Genomic DNA, 17205 nt, shown 5'->3' with positions numbered 1-17205 from the left:
GGCATAGCATTTCCTGACTTAAGAAAATTTCAGATTAAATAATGTTATTGAATATGAAAAGAAATAGATTCCAAGCATAATGAGAACCACACCGCTGGTGTAATTAATAAACTTGATAACACGGTGACTGAGCATTTTCCTGGAGAAGAATATCACAGTATTAATAAAGGCAACCCAAACAATAACGCCAATAATTGTTCCTGTTGCGCCAATAGCTAAACTATATTTACTTGATGCAATGTTGTTGAGTTGTGCACTGACAGACAGCCAAAAAATAACATTGTATGGATTTAATAGTGTTAACAATACACCATCAAAAAATTGCCTATGATAGGGTTTGGAGATGATATTGATATTTTCCTCATTTTTCTTATTTATGAAGCTGGTAATACCAAACCAAATGACCATTAATGCCCCTAAAAAACCCAAAATAGGCATGAAAATAGTATTGGAAAACAATTGCAATATACCAAAACCTAAGAGTAACAAATAAATTATATCGGCAAAACAGGCGCCTAAACCAAAAACCACTGCGTGAAGACAACTGATATTCAAGTGTCTACGCATAATTTCGATATTTATAGGGCCAACGGGAGCCGCAGCTCCCAATCCTAAAAGAAAAAATGTTCCTAATGTACTGATTACATCAACCATATAATTAATTCCATAACATAAGATGTTTATTTAGTGATAATCCAATGAAGCTTTGTAATGATATTCTGCACCCCTCGGGAAAACTACGAATAGCATGGGGTTTTCTGGTGTTTATTATGATCAAATCTCCTTGTTCTGGTTTAATAAGGACGGATGGCGGAAGCGTACCTCGCCAATCATTTTCTGCATTATCTTCTATTAACTCAGTAATGGGGATTTCAGGAACATCCCACAGCTCTAGCTCTCCTCCAGTTGCAGGCATGCTTATATAGATATTCACTGAGAATTGCCCCAACAAATTGACCGATTGTTGTTGAAGGCCATCAAAATGAGGTTGCTTTTCAACCATAAAAGAGCGTTCTGGCCTGTTCATCACTCTGGCAATACCTGCATGCATCTTTTTACCTTCAAAGTTGGCAATACTGGCCCCGGCGTACCATATTTCATCCAATTCTAAACGAAATTTATCGAAAGGGGCTAACATTGGCGCACAGAAATTTCTGACGTTTCTGATGGCGGGTAACGCATTTTCAAAGTATTTTTTATAGCTATCGCTATCTTTGGATTTACCAAAAGTTGTATTGTAAGATGGACCAATTCTATCAACACCGTAATCAACTAAAACAACTTCATCTCCTTTTTTCAAATCATGAGGATGACATTCTAGATTTTCGTGGGAGAGGAAAAAATCCGAGAGCTTGTTTGCAAGAGAGCTATCAACATATTTCTTTATATGGATTGCTAACACTTCATCATTAAATAATTTAGTAAGATGATATTCTTGCAGAGAGTCAGATACAATTATTTTGTTTTTCATAAAAACCACCTTATTGTATTTAACATGATTTTTTGATTGTTTTCCATATAAAAACAGAATGGAAATATTAATTTAATATTATTTAAATTTAATCAATGCGACCTTAATCACAAAACAAGAAGTGAACAATCATTTAAGTAGTTTCATTAATTGAGTGTTCAATAGCTGAGGTAATGTCTGGTAATAGTGATTTTCATTGTTTTATACCCGTCATCTTTCAAGTTGCCTCTTTGTTGGCTGCGCTCGCTCACCCCGGTCACATAGTTACCTATGCTCCCGGGGATTCGTTCCCTTGCCGCCGCGATGCATCTTGAAATCCATAGGGTATATAGGCTTGGTTAATAATTTCAAAAATGAACTTGATATTTAATTATAATAATAAGTGAATAATGTAACTTATCGTGAGTTTCTAATGGCTTGGAATGTTTATTTATGTCTGTAATGGGAATGCGGACGAAACCTTACGAAATATTTTATTTGATATCAGTATTGCAATGTTGCATTTGCTATCAATATAACATTTGGTAGGTAATTGTCAGGTGGAAATTTCTGTATTTGCGAAGCTGTTCGCATATATTTTTGAAAACATTGTTAGCCTGGAATTAATCTGCGAAGGTGTTTGATAATTTTTCTTGTGCTTCTGGCTGTATGGTAAAAAATAAAGAATACTCTGTTGGGAAAATAAAAGGGTAAGGATGAATAAGGATGTGGTTTTCAGTTTTGATAAATAAGATAACGATAAATTGGAAACAACCTATACCAGTCATTAGCGTGAATCAGGCTGCAATAGCTATTATTATCGGTATTGTACCCTTGCTTTTTTTACCTGAATTACCACAGAAATGGCAGATTATTGCATTGCTATTACTGGCGTTATTCTGTTTATTCTTACCATTTTGTCTTTGCCGGATGGTTTCAATTTCATTACTGGCATTTCTTATTGGGTGCTGGCAGGGAAATCATCTGCTTGAACAGATAACCTATTTTAGTGAGAAAGTGCATTTATCTCGGGTTATTATTGAAAGCTTATCATTAGATAATGAAGAGAAAGGCAGGGTTATCCTGCGTATTATTGAGAATGAAAACAGAGTTGTTTTTCCGCCACTGCATGTTTCCGCTTCTTGGGATATTTCGCCCGAATCTCTGTGTGCTGGTCAAGAATGGCTGTTGAAAATGAAATTGCGACCGGTTCATAGTCAGCTAAATCAAGGTGGATATGATAGCCAGCGTAGGGCATTGGCTATCCGCCGACCTTTAACAGGGAAAGTCATTCAAGCGGAATTAATTGACGGTGAATGTAACTTACGTCAGCGATTGGTCACTCATATTGCGCCGGATATTCGTGAATTGAAGCATAGTGGCATTGCGATGGCATTAGCATTCGGTGAGCGTCAGTGGTTAAGTAAGGAGGATAATTTATTATTGCAACAAACAGGTACGGCTCACCTTATGGCTATTTCCGGGTTGCATATTACCGTTGCCAGTATGTTTGGTTGGTGGATGGCAAGATTATTACAACTCTTCTTTCCCGTGCATTGGATAGGGCACAGATTTCCATTGATTACTGGTTGGATAGTGGCAATAAATTATGTCTGGTTATCGGGTTGGGGCATTCCGGCTATTCGTGCATTACTAGGTTTAACGCTCTGGCTATATTTACGTTATAAAAATATTCTTTGTTTCCCTTGGCAGTGGGCATTGTGGACAGCCGCAATGATTCTCTTATTTGATCCCCTGACTGTGCTTTCTGATAGCTTTTGGCTCTCTTTCTTTGCTGTGATGGCGTTAATGTTTTGGTTCTTTTGGGCGCCGTTGATTGAGCCATTTCGTTATGGTTGGAAATGGATATGGTTGCGAGGGTTATATATGCAGATGGGTATGATGCTGATGCTTATTCCTCTCCAGCTATTATTATTTCATGGCGTCAATTTTTCTGCTTTATTGGCTAACTTCTGGGCGGTGCCAATTATCTCTTTTATTACTGTTCCGTTGATTATGCTGGCATTAATAAGCAATTTTTGTTCCTTTATTCATGCTTTATTATGGCAATTAGTCGATTACTCTGTAACCTTCTCTTTAATTCCTTTGCCAGTTTTGCAACAGTCATGGAGTGAAACTGGCCGTTTTCCCTTCTTAATAACGTTTATTGGTTGGTTTGTTGTCATTATTTGGCGATTTGCTTGGTGGCAATCATATAAGTTACTGATTGTTATTGCTTTGGGGATAATGCTCTGCTATTTGAGGCGCAACGAAGAATATCTGTGGCGATTTTCTATGTTGGATGTTGGGCATGGGCTTGCGGTTATCATTGAAAAAGATGGCAAAGCGCTGATTTTTGATACCGGTAATCGTTGGGAAACCGGCAGTATGGCTGAAAGAGTGATTGTCCCTTATTTGCGTTGGCATCGATTAACGCCAGAGCAGATTATTATCAGTCATAATCATCTCGACCATACGGGCGGATTGGAATTCTTACAACAAAAATATCCTGGTATTGCTGTGAGAAGTTCTTTAATCAATCAGCGACATCTTCCATGTATACGCGGTGAACAGTGGCGCTGGCAAGGGTTGAGCTTCCGTGTATTATGGCCGCCGGTAAGATCATTACATGCAGGCAATGACGAATCCTGTGTCATTCGGGTAGATGATGGCAAACATAGCTTACTTTTGACCGGAGATCTGGAAAAACAAGGGGAATATAAGCTATTGGGAATAGAAAAAGAGAATTTAAAATCGACCATATTGCAAGTTCCACATCATGGTAGTAATACGTCATCTACAGCCGCTTTTATTCATACTGTCTCACCACAATATGCATTGGTCTCTGTTGCACGTTATAGCCCGTGGCGACTCCCTTCGGTTAAGGTGCAGCGACGTTATCGTAAAGCCGGGGCAGAATGGCGTAGTACCGCAGTATCCGGGCAGATAACGGGTTATTTTTATGGCGATCATGTTGAAATGATGAGCTATAGGCAACAAATTATGTCACGTTGGTATCATCAGTGGTTTGGTATTCGTGGTGATCATGAGTAGAATAACCCGCTATTTCTTTTGTGTTGGTAACTCAATAATGAATGATAAAGACCTTTCTACCTGGCAGACGTTTCGCCGACTATGGCCAATTATCTCTCCGTTTAGGATTGGGCTGGTAGTTGCTGCGGTTGCACTGATCCTTAATGCTGCCGGTGATACGTTAATGCTTTCATTGCTTAAGCCTTTACTTGATGAAGGTTTCGGCAAAGCAAGCAGTGATGTACTGAAATGGATGCCGCTGATTGTGATTGCTTTAATGATTATGCGAGGGCTATCCGGGTTTGTATCAAGTTATTGTATCTCTTGGGTCTCCGGTAAAGTGGTGATGCAGATGCGTCGTCATCTGTTCAGCCATATGATGGGGATGCCGGTATCATTTTTTGATCAGCAATCTACAGGGACTCTGCTTTCCCGTATCACTTACGATTCTGAACAGGTGGCCTCCTCCTCTTCCAGTGCGCTGATTACTGTGGTCAGGGAAGGGGCATCCATTATCGGCCTGTTTGTTTTGATGTTTTACTATAGCTGGCAATTATCTCTGATCCTGATTGTGATTGCGCCGATCGTGTCATTAGTGATTCGCGTGGTATCGAAGCGATTTCGTGATATTAGTAAAAATATGCAGAACAGTATGGGGCAAGTCACTGCCAGCGCTGAGCAGATGTTGAAAGGGCATAAAGAAGTGCTCATTTTCGGCGGGCAGAAAGTAGAGACTGAGCGCTTTAATAAAGTCAGTAACCATATGCGTCAACAAGGCATGAAGATGGTTTCTGCTTCCTCAATTTCTGATCCGATTATTCAGCTTATTGCTTCATTTGCTTTGGCTTTTGTTCTCTATGCGGCAAGTTTTCCGGAGATTATGGACACACTGACTGCGGGTAAAATTACCGTGGTATTCTCATCAATGATTGCGCTGATGCGTCCGTTAAAATCTTTGACGAATGTTAATGCGCAATTCCAGCGGGGCATGGCGGCCTGCCAGACTCTGTTTGCTATTCTGGATATGGAACAGGAAAAAGATGATGGCAAATTGGAGCTTAAAAAAGCGGACGGTAATATTGAATTCCGTAATGTGACTTTTTGCTACCCGACCAAGGAGCTACCGGCGCTACAAAACATTTCTATGCATATCCCGGCGGGTAAAATTGTTGCTTTAGTTGGGCGTTCTGGCTCGGGTAAATCCACAATAGCGAATTTGCTGACCCGTTTTTATGATGTCAATGAAGGTAGTATTCTGCTTGATGACCATGATTTACGGGAATATACGCTCTCTTCTTTGCGTGGACAGGTTGCTCTGGTATCGCAGAATGTGCATTTATTTAATGACACGGTAGCGAATAATATTGCTTATGCCAGTGAAAACCAATATAGCCGTGAAGAGATTGAGAGGGCGGCTGAGATGGCTTACGCAATGGATTTTATCAGGAAGTTGGATAATGGCCTTGATACCATGATCGGTGAAAATGGCGTATTGCTTTCCGGTGGTCAGCGTCAGCGTATTGCTATCGCGCGTGCTTTATTGCGTGATTCTCCGGTGCTGATTCTTGATGAGGCAACTTCGGCGTTGGATACGGAATCTGAACGGGCAATTCAGGCGGCATTGGATGAATTGCAGAAAAACAGAACCTCGCTGGTTATTGCACATCGTCTTTCAACCATTGAAAAAGCGGATGAAATTCTGGTGATTGAAGATGGGCATATTGTTGAACGAGGTAATCACCTCTCTTTGCTGGAGCAACAAAATGGTGTTTACTCACAACTACATCGGATGCAATTTGGGCAATGATTGAGCGCATATGGTCAGGCCGCTCACGGCTTTATTTACTGTTATTACCTTTTTCAGCCCTTTATGGGCTGATAAGTGGCTTACGGTGGTTGAGTTATAAAACAGGCTTGAGTCAATCTTGGAAAGCGCCTGTGCCTGTTGTGGTCGTGGGTAATCTAACTGCCGGCGGTAATGGTAAAACGCCGGTGGTTATCTGGCTGGTGGAGCGGTTGCGGCAAAAAGGTTACCGGGTTGGTGTTGTTTCCCGTGGTTATGGGGGGAAAGCAGAAAATTATCCTCTGTTGGTGACTGAAAATGTCACCACGGCTCAGGCCGGTGATGAACCGGTATTAATTCATCGTCGAACAGCCGCATCTGTGGCAGTTGCACCAAGACGGGTTGAAGCAGTGAAAGCATTACTGGCGGATACGCCATTGGATATTATCGTGACTGACGATGGTTTACAGCACTATGCTTTGCAGCGAGATTTTGAAATTGCGGTTATTGATGGTGTGCGCCGTTTTGGTAATGGTTGGTGGCTTCCGGCTGGCCCAATGCGTGAGTTATCTGGGCGATTGAATCGAGTTAATGCCATTATTACCAACGGTGGTACGCCTTGGTCGGGCGAGTTATCCATGACCTTGGCTGGTGGACTGGCGGTAAATATGGTTAGTGGTGAAAAACGCGCAGTGAATCTGATACCTCACGCTGTTGCTATGGCTGGAATCGGGCATCCACCACGGTTTTTTGCGACCTTGCAACAGTTAGGCGCTGACCTGCAAAAGGAGTATGCATTTGCCGACCATCAACAGTACACACAAGATCAATTGTGCCATCTGGCTGATACCAACCAGAATTTACTGATGACAGAAAAGGATGCGGTTAAGTGTTTTAGTTTTGCTCAGCTAAATTGGTGGTATTTACCAGTAGATGCTCGGTTACCTCAGGAAAAGGGAGAGATAATGTTGAACAAGATCTGTTCGTTATTGGAGATGAATAAAAATATTAAGTAAATTTTATGTTTTAATCAAAGCGGCCTTTGTGAGCCGGCAGTAAGCCGATGATAATCAACAGGGAGATTGCCCTTCCGCTCCCTACCAAAACGGTTCCCTCCTTGCCAACAATTCGTACAATTTCAGTAATTTTTCAGATTTATTTGATTTTTCGCCATTGTTAACTGATATTAAAACTATCCATTAAGGATAAACGACTATTGTGTATTCTTGGTTCAGACATGTACGATTCTGGTAGGATATTCGCTCGTATCTGTTACTTAAACGATGCACTACTCGAATGAAATGTATTTCAAGGTCAAGGTATTGAAACTGAGATGAGGTTCTATTCGAAAATTGAATAAAGGGTAAAAAAACATCAAAAACAATAAATTAAATTATTGTGAGATGGATAAATGGGGGAGTTATTATGACATTACAATTAAAGATGGGTAGAGTGAAATGGTTTGATGAGCATAAAGGATATGGTTTTATTTCTCCACAGGATGGGGGACAAGACATATTCGTCAATAGAAAAGCGATTGCTAATACAAAAAACAAGTCACTCACAGAAGGGCAGGATGTAGAATTTTCAATTATTCGCAAAGGTTATGATTTAACCGCAGCAGATGTGATAGCATTCTGAAACCCTATCAAAATCAAGCTATTTTATTGCCATTCTTTAAATGGTAAAGAGGAAGCATTGAACCATATGCAAACAAAGGTAATCGTTTTTTTGAACGTTCCTTTGGTAAAACCCGGAGAGTAGCGAAGTGAGTCATTTTTGACGACGGCGTTTACTCTCCGGTTTTTGTTTGTTGTCTATATTGATGATTTATTAGCAATTAGGGTTTGTGCCAATTATGTCTACCGAGATGGTTTTGGACTTTCATCAACTTACTTGGTTTTTCAGAGGATGATGTTGGGAAAGGGATCGAAAGATCAAATAACAAGAGTTAACGATGATACTAAGCTTATGTTATTCTGGGCCGCACTAAGTTGCACTAAATTAAAGCTCCATAATTGGAGGATGTATGGATCACCGTTTACTTGAAATTATTGCCTGTCCTGTATGTAACGGAAAACTCAGCTACGATAAAGAGAATTGTGAACTCATCTGTAAGTTGGATCGACTTGCGTTTCCTGTACGTGATGGTATTCCCGTTCTGTTAGATCACGAAGCTCGTGAATTACCTCTGGATGAGGAAAAATAAGGCATGTTCACCGTTATTATTCCAGCCCGCTTTGCTTCAACCCGGTTACCCGGTAAACCTTTAGCGGATATTCACGGTAAACCGATGGTTATTCGCGTCATGGAGCGGGCGAAGCGTTCAGGTGCTAAACGCGTCATTGTAGCAACAGATAATCATGACGTTGTTGACGCGGTTGTGGCTGCCGGTGGTGAGGTTTGCTTAACCAACGAAAATCACCATTCTGGTACTGAACGGTTAGCTGAGGTTATCGATAAATATCAATTTGCCGATGATGAAATTATCGTTAATGTTCAGGGTGATGAACCACTGATTCCCGAAGAGATTATTAAACAGGTTGCAGAAAATTTGGCGGGCTGTAAAGCGGGAATGGCAACATTGGCCGTGCAGATTAATGATGCACAGGAAGCTTTTAACCCTAATACAGTGAAAGTCGTGATGGATAAACAGGGTTATGCGCTCTATTTCTCCAGAGCGACCATTCCCTGGGAGCGTGACCGTTTTATTCAATCGCGGGAAACGATTGGGGATAATTTCCTGCGTCATATTGGTATTTATGCTTACCGTGCGGGTTTTATCCGTCGTTATGTACAATGGGAGCCAAGCCCGTTGGAGCAAATTGAAATGCTGGAACAACTGCGGGTACTTTGGTACGGCGAGAAAATTCATGTGGGAATTGCATTAAAAACGCCGGGAGTAGGCGTTGATACCCTGGAAGATCTGGTCGCAGTCAGAAAAGTGTTTACTGAGACTGATTAGCAATTTGAATTTATTTTTGGATTAACGAAAGCGCTTCATTTATTGCTATTTATTTCTATTGCGCTTTCGTTTCTCCATCATTTTGACTTCAAGAAGTAGCTTTAGGATTATTTCGGTTGAGAATGCTCTGATTTTTGTGGCTGTTCCAAATCTTTCGAAGGTTTAATGCGTTGCCAGAGGGTGCCTAAAGTTTCATACCATACCCGCTCTGAATGGGATAGAAAGTAAGCCGAGGGCAGATATTTTTCCCAAGGGCGTAATGGTGAAGTGATCGCTAATTGGTTAGCCGGGCCGGGAATGGGGTTTAACCCATGCTGTTGAAAGAAAGTTATCGCTCGCTGCATATGATTGGCGGAAGTCACTAAAATAAAGGGTTGTTTACCAATCAGTTTCTCAACCTCATTGGCTTCTTGCTCAGTATCCATTGGTTTTGTCAGTGCGATCGTATCTTCTGCGGGCACGCCGAGCGATTGTGCTACGATAGCGGCGACTTCCGCGCTGCTTTTAGTAGTCGTTCCTTTACCACCGGTAAAGACCATTTTAGAGCCGGGGTTCAGGCGATATAAGCGAATGCCTTCTGTTACTCGCGGCAAGCTGTTGTTAAGTAAGTTTGAACTGGGCGCCCAATTTGGGTTATAAGTGAAGCCGCCACCAAGAACGACGATATAATCAACCGGTGGATTGATCTGATTGGGATCAGATGTGGCGCTTTTAGCATAAACCGATTCCAGTGGTAACAGCAGCTTATCGGCAACAGGTTGTAAACTTAGCAAAAGTAGCGTGAGCCAACTGAATGTCAGAACTGTTTTTCCTGTTTTTTGCCAACGGGTAAACCACAGCAGTAATAAAGCAGCAAGTGAAATTAGCAATATTAATGGCAGAGGCATTACCATTGCACCCAAGTACTTTTTAAATAGAAATTGCATTTATTTGCCTTAATTTGGTTGAATTATAGCCATGTGGTTCACAGTTTGTCGTCAAAAGTGGTTATATCAACGAATGCTGTGCCAAAATAGCAGCCAGCGTAATAAAATCTCAACAGATAAATCAAATCTATTCCATTAGTGAGGCAGTTTTTCATGCGGGATCGCAATTTCGATGATATTGCAGACAAATTCTCTCGTAATATTTACGGCACAACCAAAGGTAAAATCAGGCAAGCCGTTGTCTGGCAGGATATCAGCGAATTACTGGTTCAATTACCTCAGCGTTCACTGCGTATTTTAGATGCGGGTGGTGGTGAGGGAAATATGGCATGTCAATTAGCTGCATTGGGTCATCAAGTGATATTGTGTGATTTATCAGAAGAGATGATCCAGCGGGCAAGGCTGGCCGCGGAAGAAAAAGGGGTCAGCCAAAATATGCAATTCATACAAAGCCCAGTACAGGAAATTAGCCAATATATAGAGCAGCCAGTAGATTTGGTATTATTTCATGCAGTGCTGGAATGGATTACCGATCAGAAATATGTAATAGAAGTGCTAATGAATATCATTAATCCGGGTGGCGCTCTATCTTTAATGTTTTACAATGTCAATGGTTTGGTGATGCGTAATGCTATTTTAGGTAATTTTCATTTGGCGACGCCCAATATACAACGTCGCAGAAAACGTTCATTATCGCCTCAGAATCCATTGGCGCCTGAACAGGTATATCAATGGCTTGATGAATTAAATATGACGATTACCGGTAAAACCGGTGTGCGTGTTTTTCACGATTATTTGCAAAATCGCCAATTACAGAGCGAAAACTTTCCGGCGTTGCTGGAATTGGAACAGCGTTATTGCCGACAGGAGCCTTATATCAGCCTGGGGCGCTACATTCATGTCATGGCACGCAGGCCAGCTTTAACAGTTTAGAGGACAAATTATGAGTGAATATTCCCAGACTGTCCCGGAACTGGTGTCTTGGGCTAGGAAAAACGATTTTTCCATCTCCCTGCCCGCAGAAAGGTTGGCTTTTCTGATGGCCATCGCGGTGTTGAACAGTGAGCGTCTGGATGGCGAGATGAGCGAAGGGGAGCTGGTTGATGCCTTTCGTGAAGTTTGCAAAGGATTTGAGCAGACCACAGAATCTGTCGCTGTGCGGGCCAACAATGCCATCAATGATATGGTGCGTCAGAAAATTCTTAACCGTTTTACCAGTGAATTGGCCGAGAGCAATGCAATTTATCGCTTAACCCCGCTTGGGATGGGTATCAGTGACTACTACATTCGTCAGAGGGAATTTTCTACCTTACGTCTTTCGATGCAACTTTCGGTGGTGGCGAGTGAGTTGCACCGGGCTGCGGAAGCGGCGGAAGAAGGGGGAGATGAATTTCACTGGCACCGTAATGTTTTTGCGCCGCTGAAATATTCTGTCGCAGAAATATTCGACAGCATCGACATGTCTCAGCGCGTAATGGACGAGCAGCAAAGCTCGGTTAAAGAAGATATTGCGGCGTTGCTGAATCAAGATTGGCAGGCAGCGATTGCCAACTGTGAGCAACTGTTATCCGAAACATCAGGTACGTTGCGGGAACTCCAGGACACACTAGAAGCGGCCGGAGATAAATTACAGGCTAATTTGCTGCGTATTCAGGAAGCCAACATGGACAGCGGCGGATCAGAACTGGTTGATAAACTGGTATTTGATCTGCAAAGCAAATTGGACCGTATTATCAGTTGGGGTCAGCAGGCGATTGATTTATGGATTGGCTATGATCGTCACGTTCACAAATTTATCCGTACTGCGATTGATATGGATAAAAACCGGATTTTCTCTCAGCGCTTACGTCAATCAGTTCAACACTATTTTGATAATCCGTGGACCCTCACCATTGCTAACGCCGAACGTTTGTTCGATATGCGGGACGAAGAATTGACGTTACGCAATGAAGAGGTGACGGGTGAACTGCCATTAGAACTGGAATATGAAGAATTCAGTGAAATAAACGAACAGCTGGCAGAAATGATTGAAAAAGCGCTGTTGATATATCGACAGGAACAGCGCCCACTGGATTTAGGTGCAGTGTTAAGGGATTACCTTGCTCAGCATCCGCTCTCTCGTCACTTTGATGTGGCGCGTATTTTGGTGGATCAGGCTGTACGATTGGGTGTGGCAGAAGCGGATTTCTCTGGGTTGCCAGCGGAATGGTTAGCGATTAATGATTACGGAGCCAAGGTACAGGCACATGTCATCGACACATATTGAACAATTTATGCCAGTTAAACTGGCACAGGCGTTAGCCAATTCACTTTTCCCGGAACTGGATAGCCAACTTCGTGCAGGTCGTCATATCGGGATAGATGATCTTGATAACCATGCTTATCTGATGGATTTTCAGGAGCAATTGGAGGAATTTTACGCCCGCTATAATGTGGAGTTGATCCGTGCGCCAGAAGGCTTCTTCTATCTGCGTCCCCGTTCAACGACCTTGATCCCGCGCTCGGTATTATCAGAGTTGGATATGATGGTGGGAAAAATCCTCTGTTATCTCTATCTCAGCCCGGAACGCTTGGCTAATCAGGGGATTTTTACGGTTCAAGAGTTGTACGAAGAGCTGATCTCATTGGCCGATGAGGGCAAGTTGATGAAGTTTGTCAACCAGCGTTCTTCCGGTTCCGATTTAGATAAACAGAAATTGCAGGAAAAAGTGCGCACGACACTAAACCGTCTGCGTCGTCTGGGTATGGTCTATATCCTACCAAATGACAGTAATAAATTTACCATCACTGAGGCGGTATTCCGTTTTGGTGCGGATGTACGCAGTGGCGACGATCCTCGTGAAGTCCAACTGAGGATGATCCGTGACGGTGAAGCAATGCCGGTTGAAGGCGGCTTGTCGCTTGATGATAGTGAAAATGATGAAACACCGGATAACTCAGCAGAAGATGCGGGAGATGAACAACCATGATTGAACGCGGTAAATTTCGTTCACTGACGCTGGTTAACTGGAATGGTTTTTTTGCCAGAACATTTGATCTTGATGAATTAGTAACCACCTTGTCGGGCGGCAATGGGGCGGGTAAATCCACCACGATGGCGGCTTTTGTCACCGCGCTGATCCCTGATTTAACCTTGTTGCATTTCCGTAACACCACCGAAGCTGGCGCTACTTCCGGTTCTCGTGATAAAGGTTTGCACGGCAAGTTGCGTGCTGGGGTCTGTTATTCAACGCTGGATGTGATTAACTCTCGGCATCAGCGGGTCATCGTTGGGGTGAGGTTGCAACAAGTCGCGGGGCGTGACCGTAAAGTTGATATCAAAGCTTTTATGATCCAAGGCTTGCCAACCGCGATCCAGCCGACTCAATTACTGACTGAGAATGTTGGTGAAAGACAAGCGCGTGTATTGCCGCTCAATGAACTAAAAGATCGCCTTGATGAAATGGAAGGCGTGCAGTTCAAACAATTTAACTCCATCACCGATTATCATGCGCTGATGTTTGATTTGGGTGTAATACCTAAACGCCTGCGTTCAGCGAGTGATCGCAGTAAATTCTATCGTCTGATCGAAGCTTCCCTGTACGGGGGTATCTCCAGCGCCATTACCCGTTCCCTGCGCGATTACTTGCTGCCGGAAAACAGCGGTGTTCGCAAGGCATTTCAGGATATGGAAGCAGCGCTGCGTGAAAACCGAATAACACTGGAAGCTATCCGGGTAACTCAATCTGATCGCGATTTATTCAAACATTTGATCACCGAAGCAACTTCTTACGTTTCCGCTGATTATATGCGCCATGCCAATGAGCGGCGTACCTATCTGGATCAAGCATTGGCATTACGTGGAGAACTGTTTGGCAGCCATAGGCAATTGGCAACCGAGCAGTATCGCCATGTAGAGATAGCACGGGAGCTGACTGAGCAGAATGGCGCCTCTGACGATTTAGAAACGGATTATCAGGCCGCTAGTGACCACCTGAATCTGGTGCAAACCGCCATGCGTCAGCAGGAAAAAATCGATCGTTATCAGGGGGATCTGGAAGAACTTTCCTACCGTTTGGAAGAACAGACAGAGGTTGTTGAAGAAGCGGGAGAGCTACAGGCTGAGTATGAAGCCAGAGCAGAAGCGGCAGAACAAGAAGTCGATGAGCTGAAAAGCCAATTGGCGGATTACCAGCAGGCGCTGGATGTTCAGCAAACCCGCGCAATTCAGTATCAACAAGCGCTACAAGCGCTGGAACGTGCTCGTGAACTTTGCCGGTTACCGGATCTTTCCGCCGATAATGCGGAAAAATGGTTGGAAACTTTTCAGGCTAAAGAGCGGCAGGCGACAGAAGCCCTGTTGGCGTTGGAACAGAAATTAAGTGTTGCGGACGCGGCGCATAATCAGTTCGAACAAGCGTATCAACTGGTTAAAAACATCGTTGGCGAAACCAGCCGTAGTGAAGCGTGGCAGAATGCTCGTGAATTACTGCGTGATTGGCCGTCACAGCAACATCTGGCGGATCGGGTGCAGCCATTGCGAATGCGATTGTCTGAACTGGAACAGCGCCTAAACAACCAACAAAATGCAGAGCGTTTACTAAACGAATTTTGCAAACGTCAGGGGCGGCAATATCAGGCCGAAGATCTGGAAGGGTTACAGGATGAACTTGAAGCCCGTCAGGAAGCACTGAGCCTAAGCGTTAATGAAAGCGGTGAACGCCGTATGGAGATGCGTCAGGCGCTTGAACAACTGAAACAGAAAATTCAATCATTAACTGCTCGCGCTCCGGTCTGGCTGGCTGCGCAGGATACTCTGCATCAACTGTGCGAACAGAGTGGGGAGACACTGGCAAGCAGCAATGACGTGACGGAATATATGCAGCAGTTGCTTGAACGCGAGCGTGAAGCGACGGTAGAACGTGATGAAGTTGCGGCGCAAAAACGTGATCTGGAACAGCAGATTGAACGTCTCAGTCAACCAAGCGGTGCGGAAGATAGCCGGATGATTGCGTTAGCGGAACGTTTCGGCGGGGTTTTGTTGTCAGAGATTTATGACGATATCACCATTGATGATGCGCCGTACTTCTCCGCCCTGTATGGACCCGCACGCCACGGCATTGTGGTGCCCGATCTTTCCTTGGTGCGTCCGCATCTTGAAACGCTGGAAGATTGCCCGGAAGATCTCTATTTAATTGAAGGTGATCCGCAATCCTTTGATGACAGCGTATTTAATGCCGAAGAGCAGACTAATGCGGTACTGGTCAAATCTTCCGACCGTCAATGGCGTTATTCTCGTTATCCTGAATTGCCGTTGTTTGGTCGTGCCGCTAGAGAAAATCGTTTAGAAGCCTTGAGTCTGGAGCGCGACACTTTGGCGGAACGTTACGCCACGCTCTCTTTTGATGTGCAGAAAATCCAGCGTGCGCATCAGTCATTCAGTCAGTTTGTGGGTAAACACCTCTCTGTTGCATTTGATACCGATCCGGAAGCGGAAATCCGCGAACTGAGGCAGAATCACACGGAACTGGAGCGTGAATTATCCCGATTTGAAGAGCAGACTCAACAGCAGCGCCAGCAATATACTCAGGCTAAAGAGAGCCTGACGGCATTAAATCGTCTGATCCCTCAAGTCACGTTATTGCTGGATGAAACCTTAATCGATCGCGTAGAAGAAGTGCGCGAAGAGTTGGATGAAGCGCAAGAAGCGGCTCGTTTCCTGCAACAACACGGTTTGGCACTGGCGAAGTTAGAACCGATGGTTGCGGTTCTGCAAAGTGATCCACAGCAGCATGAGCAGTTGCAACAGGACTATGAAACTGCTAAACAGAGCCAGCATCAGGCTAAACAACGAGCTTTCGCGCTGGTGGAAGTGGTACAGCGCCATGCGCATTTTAGCTACAGTGATTCTGCCGGGATGCTCAACGAAAATGCGGATCTGAATGACAAACTGCGTCAGCGTCTGGAACATGCAGAATCGGACCGCAGCCGCGCTCGCGAACAACTACGTCAACAGCAAGCGCAATATTCCCAATTTAACCAAGTGCTGGCATCTCTGAAAAGCTCTTACGAAACCAAACAAGATATGCTGAAAGAGCTGCATCAGGAGATGAAAGAGATTGGTGTTCAGGCGGATGCGAATGCAGAAATGCGTGCTCGCGAGCGCCGTGATCGACTGCATGAAGCGCTCAGTACTAACCGTTCCAGAGTCAACCAGCTTGAGAAGCAGATCGCTTTTTGTGAAGCGGAGATGGAAAGCTTGCAGAAAAAACTGCGGAAACTGGAACGCGATTACCATCAAATCCGTGAACAGGTGGTTTCGGCTAAAGCGGGTTGGTGTGCGGTAATGCGCATGGTGAAAGATAACGGCGTTGAGCGTCGCTTGCATCGTCGTGAACTGGCGTATATGGAGGGTGGCGCATTACGTTCCATGTCGGATAAGGCATTGGGTGCGTTACGTCTGGCGGTGTCTGATAACGAACATCTACGCGATGCGCTGCGTTTGTCCGAAGATCCGAAATGTCCTGAACGTAAAATTCAGTTTTTCATTGCTGTTTATCAGCACCTGCGTGAACGTATTCGTCAAGATATTATCCGCACTGACGATCCGGTTGATGCCATTGAACAGATGGAAATCGAGCTGGCTCGTTTGACGGAAGAGCTGACTGCCCGCGAGCAGAAATTAGCGATTAGCTCGAAAAGTGTGGCGAATATTATCCGCAAAACCATTCAGCGCGAGCAGAACCGAATCCGAATGTTGAACCAAGGGCTACAAGCTGTTTCTTTCGGACAAGTTCGTGGTGTGCGGTTGAATGTCAATGTGCGTGAAAGCCACGCGATATTGCTGGATGTGCTTTCTGAACAGCAAGAACAGCATCAGGATCTCTTTAACAGCCAGCGATTAACCTTCTCGGAAGCAATGGCAAAACTTTATCAGCGTCTGAATCCGCAAGTGGATATGGGGCAGCGCTTGCCGCAAACCATCGGTGAAGAGCTGCTGGATTACCGTAACTACTTGGAACTGGATGTTGAAGTTAACCGCGGATCGGATGGCTGGTTAAAAGCAGAG

General features: G+C 44.0%; 13 protein-coding genes. 10 read left to right on the top strand and 3 right to left on the bottom strand.

All coding sequences use genetic code 11. From position 1 onward, the window contains the following. Positions 1-18: 18 nt before the first annotated feature. Both Phpb_RS13980 and Phpb_RS13975 read right to left on the bottom strand, forming a co-directional pair. Positions 19-654 carry a LysE family translocator gene (locus Phpb_RS13980; RefSeq protein ID WP_065390859.1) on the bottom strand — a complete coding sequence of 212 codons (636 nt, stop codon included), beginning with the start codon at positions 652-654 and terminating at the stop codon, positions 19-21. A 4-nt stretch (positions 655-658) separates the two neighbouring features. Further along, on the bottom strand, positions 659-1471 hold the full coding sequence (locus tag Phpb_RS13975; protein WP_065390858.1) for a 2OG-Fe(II) oxygenase: 813 nt from the start codon (positions 1469-1471) through the stop codon (positions 659-661). 705 nt (positions 1472-2176) lie between these two features. Between Phpb_RS13975 and Phpb_RS13970 the strand changes: the two genes are divergently transcribed. From Phpb_RS13970 to kdsB, 6 genes are all read left to right on the top strand, one after another. After that, positions 2177-4504: a ComEC family protein gene (locus Phpb_RS13970; protein WP_065390857.1), complete on the top strand. Its 2328-nt coding sequence runs from the start codon at positions 2177-2179 to the stop codon at positions 4502-4504. 34 nt (positions 4505-4538) lie between these two features. After that, the gene (msbA, locus tag Phpb_RS13965) at positions 4539-6290 is read left to right on the top strand and encodes a lipid A ABC transporter ATP-binding protein/permease MsbA (protein ID WP_036807707.1); all 1752 of its coding nucleotides are present in this window, start codon (positions 4539-4541) and stop codon (positions 6288-6290) included. Continuing rightward, positions 6287-7282 (top strand): tetraacyldisaccharide 4'-kinase, encoded by a 996-nt coding sequence (gene lpxK, locus Phpb_RS13960; protein WP_065390856.1) that lies wholly within the window; start codon positions 6287-6289, stop codon positions 7280-7282. Before msbA ends, lpxK begins: the two co-directional genes overlap by 4 nt. A gap of 409 nt (positions 7283-7691) precedes the next feature. Then, positions 7692-7907 (top strand): cold-shock protein, encoded by a 216-nt coding sequence (locus Phpb_RS13955; RefSeq protein WP_036781154.1) that lies wholly within the window; start codon positions 7692-7694, stop codon positions 7905-7907. A gap of 388 nt (positions 7908-8295) precedes the next feature. Next, positions 8296-8475, top strand: a complete 180-nt coding sequence (locus tag Phpb_RS13950) for a Trm112 family protein (protein ID WP_046396097.1) — start codon at positions 8296-8298, stop codon at positions 8473-8475. Positions 8476-8478: 3 nt separating this feature from the next. Beyond that, positions 8479-9231 carry a 3-deoxy-manno-octulosonate cytidylyltransferase gene (gene kdsB, locus Phpb_RS13945; protein ID WP_065390855.1) on the top strand — a complete coding sequence of 251 codons (753 nt, stop codon included), beginning with the start codon at positions 8479-8481 and terminating at the stop codon, positions 9229-9231. A 107-nt stretch (positions 9232-9338) separates the two neighbouring features. On the opposite strand, the gene elyC is transcribed toward kdsB, so the two are convergent. Beyond that, on the bottom strand, positions 9339-10157 hold the full coding sequence (gene elyC, locus Phpb_RS13940) for an envelope biogenesis factor ElyC (RefSeq protein WP_065390854.1): 819 nt from the start codon (positions 10155-10157) through the stop codon (positions 9339-9341). 153 nt (positions 10158-10310) lie between these two features. Between elyC and cmoM the strand changes: the two genes are divergently transcribed. From cmoM to mukB, 4 genes are all read left to right on the top strand, one after another. Beyond that, positions 10311-11090, top strand: a complete 780-nt coding sequence (gene cmoM / locus Phpb_RS13935; protein WP_065390853.1) for a tRNA uridine 5-oxyacetic acid(34) methyltransferase CmoM — start codon at positions 10311-10313, stop codon at positions 11088-11090. Between the two features lie 10 nt (positions 11091-11100). Continuing rightward, a complete protein-coding gene (gene mukF / locus Phpb_RS13930; RefSeq protein ID WP_065390852.1) occupies positions 11101-12423 on the top strand; it encodes a chromosome partition protein MukF in 1323 nt (440 codons plus the stop codon). After that, on the top strand, positions 12404-13126 hold the full coding sequence (gene mukE / locus Phpb_RS13925; RefSeq protein ID WP_065390851.1) for a chromosome partition protein MukE: 723 nt from the start codon (positions 12404-12406) through the stop codon (positions 13124-13126). Before mukF ends, mukE begins: the two co-directional genes overlap by 20 nt. Next, a partial coding sequence (gene mukB, locus Phpb_RS13920) for a chromosome partition protein MukB (RefSeq protein ID WP_240492552.1) occupies positions 13123-17205 on the top strand: 4083 nt, incomplete at its 3' end. The genes mukE and mukB, both read left to right, overlap by 4 nt.

This window comes from Photorhabdus namnaonensis (assembly GCF_001684335.1).
GTDB classification, from domain to species: Bacteria; Pseudomonadota; Gammaproteobacteria; order Enterobacterales; family Enterobacteriaceae; genus Photorhabdus; species Photorhabdus namnaonensis.
Note: the sequence above shows the minus strand (reverse complement) of the source record. Positions and strands in the feature narration are given on the sequence as shown.

Bases quoted from the DNA above. Each gene is read 5' to 3' on its own strand.
- Phpb_RS13950 (WP_046396097.1), top strand. From the start codon at position 8,296: ATGGATCACCGTTTACTTGAAATTATTGCCTGTCCTGTATGTAACGGA.
- mukF (WP_065390852.1), top strand. From the start codon at position 11,101: ATGAGTGAATATTCCCAGACTGTCCCGGAACTGGTGTCTTGGGCTAGG.
- Phpb_RS13970 (WP_065390857.1), top strand. From the start codon at position 2,177: ATGTGGTTTTCAGTTTTGATAAATAAGATAACGATAAATTGGAAACAA.
- Phpb_RS13980 (WP_065390859.1), bottom strand. From the start codon at position 654: ATGGTTGATGTAATCAGTACATTAGGAACATTTTTTCTTTTAGGATTG.
- cmoM (WP_065390853.1), top strand. From the start codon at position 10,311: ATGCGGGATCGCAATTTCGATGATATTGCAGACAAATTCTCTCGTAAT.
- elyC (WP_065390854.1), bottom strand. From the start codon at position 10,157: ATGCAATTTCTATTTAAAAAGTACTTGGGTGCAATGGTAATGCCTCTG.
- lpxK (WP_065390856.1), top strand. From the start codon at position 6,287: ATGATTGAGCGCATATGGTCAGGCCGCTCACGGCTTTATTTACTGTTA.
- mukE (WP_065390851.1), top strand. From the start codon at position 12,404: ATGTCATCGACACATATTGAACAATTTATGCCAGTTAAACTGGCACAG.
- Phpb_RS13975 (WP_065390858.1), bottom strand. From the start codon at position 1,471: ATGAAAAACAAAATAATTGTATCTGACTCTCTGCAAGAATATCATCTT.
- Phpb_RS13955 (WP_036781154.1), top strand. From the start codon at position 7,692: ATGACATTACAATTAAAGATGGGTAGAGTGAAATGGTTTGATGAGCAT.
- kdsB (WP_065390855.1), top strand. From the start codon at position 8,479: ATGTTCACCGTTATTATTCCAGCCCGCTTTGCTTCAACCCGGTTACCC.